The sequence below is a fragment of the Streptomyces kebangsaanensis genome (assembly GCF_001906585.1).
Taxonomy (GTDB): Bacteria; Actinomycetota; Actinomycetes; order Streptomycetales; family Streptomycetaceae; genus Streptomyces; species Streptomyces kebangsaanensis.
In genome coordinates, this window is the sequence record NZ_JUJA01000008.1 from 32,154 (window position 1) to 34,177 (window position 2,024).

Annotated in this window: 3 protein-coding genes; 1 reads left to right on the plus strand and 2 read right to left on the minus strand. The window is 70.1% G+C overall.

Going from position 1 to position 2,024, the window contains the following annotated elements:
* Positions 1–32: 32 nt before the first annotated feature.
* Together RH94_RS00450 and RH94_RS00455 are read right to left on the minus strand one after the other, a co-directional pair.
* Positions 33–596 (minus strand): CGNR zinc finger domain-containing protein, encoded by a 564-nt coding sequence (locus RH94_RS00450; RefSeq protein WP_073945696.1) that lies wholly within the window; start codon positions 594–596, stop codon positions 33–35.
* A 234-nt stretch (positions 597–830) separates the two neighbouring features.
* Complete coding sequence (locus tag RH94_RS00455; RefSeq protein WP_004002642.1) at positions 831–1,244, minus strand: SsgA family sporulation/cell division regulator; 414 nt, start codon at positions 1,242–1,244, stop codon at positions 831–833.
* Positions 1,245–1,435: 191 nt separating this feature from the next.
* Here RH94_RS00455 and RH94_RS00460 point away from each other — a divergent pair, with 191 nt between their 5' ends.
* Complete coding sequence (locus RH94_RS00460; protein WP_073945697.1) at positions 1,436–1,900, plus strand: TIGR02611 family protein; 465 nt, start codon at positions 1,436–1,438, stop codon at positions 1,898–1,900.
* Positions 1,901–2,024 lie beyond the last annotated feature (124 nt).

The following is a 2,024-nucleotide window of genomic DNA, read 5'->3' on the forward strand; positions in this document are numbered from 1 at the left end:
CCCGCGGCCGGCCCGTCGCCCGGCCGTGGCGCTCAGCCCGTCGTCGCCTCCTTGCGGCGCGCACGGTAGGCGGCCACATGCAGACGGTTGCCGCACGTACGGCTGTCGCAGTACCGCCGCGAGCGGTTGCGGGAGAGATCGACGAAGGCACGCCGGCAGTCGGGAGCCTCACAGCGCCGCAGCCGTTCCCGCTCCCCGGCCACCACGAAGAACGCGAGCGCCATGCCGCCGTCGGCGGCCAGATGGTCGGCCACGGAGGCGCCGGGCGCGAAGTAATGGATGTGCCAGTCGTACCCGTCGTGATCCGTCAGCCGGGGTGTGGTGCCGGCGGCGGCGACCAGCTCGTTGATCATGCCCGCGGCCGTGCGGCAGTCCGGGGCCGCGAAGATTCCCGCGAACCGGCCGCGGATCCCGCGCACCGCCGAGAGATCGAACTCCGACAGCGCCCCGACATCGCTCATTCTGTGGTTGCCCACGAACTCCTCGAGTGCCGCGACGTCCGCCAGCCCGTCCGGCGCCGCATCGTCCTCCGGCGCGGTGTTCACCAGATCCACCACGGTGTCCAGCGCGCACCGGGTGTCGTGGGTGATCAGCACGTTTCGCTCCCTGGCCTGGGGATCGGGCACACGCCCGCCGATGCAGGCCGATGGTAGTGGCTCCGCGCGCACCCGAGCACCGATGGCGCCGCCGCGCCACGCGGGCACACCGGCATCAGGCCCCCTTCGGGGGAGGACCGGTGCCGGTGTGTCCTGTATGCGGTTGTCCTGGCCCGAGCCGTCTCCCCGAGTGGACGGCAACGGGCAGTCTGCGGGGCCTCGAGAGGCCTGTCGCTAACTTTCCGCGAGAATGTGCGAGAGCTCCTGATCCAGGTCGAAGTGCCGGTGTTCCGTGCCGGGGGGCACGGCCGCGTCCGTCCGCTTCAGGAAGGACTCCAGGGCCCGCGCCGGGGCCTCGAGCAGGGCCTCGCCCTCCGGAGAGCTCAGGGCGATGCACACGACGCCCTGCCCGTGGCTGCGCGACGGCCAGACTCGGACGTCGCCGGTGCCGGTGGGACGATGAAGCCCCTCGGCGAGGAGGTCGCGGGCGAACACCCACTCGACGGTCTCCTCGGCTCCGGTGTGGAAGGTGGCGTGCACGGCGTAGGGGTCGGCCGTGTCGTACCGCAGGCCTGCGGGGACAGGCAGGGATGACTCGCTCGACACAACGAGGCGCAGGTGCAGCTCGCAGCTGACCGTGGTGTTCATAAGCGCCAGGGCCTTTCGCTCAGTGTGCGCTCGGGGATTCGCACGTCGGCGAAATCGACATGCCACCTACGGTGTCGTTGTAAACCCCTCTGAGGGTTTTGCCTGGCTTTACGTAACTCTTCCGGCCGAGAACCAGTTCGCGCGGTACGTCCAATCCGGTGACTGGTTTCTCTCGGGTAGTGTTCAACCATATGAATACGGGCAGTGGCGAGCCGGATGAGGCGGCTGTGACGCCGGATCCGGCGAAGACCGAGGCCGAGACCGACCGGGCGCGGGACCGGCGAGGACTCGGGTCGCGGGCCCCCGCGTTCGTCCGGTCACGCCGTGTGCTGCACCTGAGCTGGCAGGCCGGGATCTTCGTCGTCGGCCTCGCGGTCGTGATCGCCGGGGTCGTCATGCTCGTGTTCCCCGGACCGGGCTGGGTCGTGATCTTCGGCGGCATGGCGATCTGGGCGACCGAGTTCGTGTGGGCCCAGCTCGTGCTGCGCTGGACCAAACGCAAGGTCACCGGGATGGCCCAGCGGGCTCTCGACCCCAGGGTGCGCAGGCGCAACGTCGTCCTGACCGTGATCGGCCTGGTGATCGCCGCGGTGCTGGCCGGGGTGTACGTCTGGAAGTTCGGCCTCGCGGCACCCTGGGACATCCCGCGCCGGTGATCGGGGCCGGTTCCGGTCGGCCGCCATCCCTGGCCTCGGGCACCCCTGACATGCGGTAATGTTCTCCCCGTGCCCGGGCGATTAGCTCAGTGGGAGAGCGCTTCGTTCACACCGAAGAGGTCAC

What these genes read in the sequence shown, in the direction of transcription:
- RH94_RS00460 (WP_073945697.1), top strand. Translation starts at nt 1,436, where the DNA reads ATGAATACGGGCAGTGGCGAGCCGGATGAGGCGGCTGTGACGCCGGAT.
- RH94_RS00455 (WP_004002642.1), bottom strand. Translation starts at nt 1,244, where the DNA reads ATGAACACCACGGTCAGCTGCGAGCTGCACCTGCGCCTCGTTGTGTCG.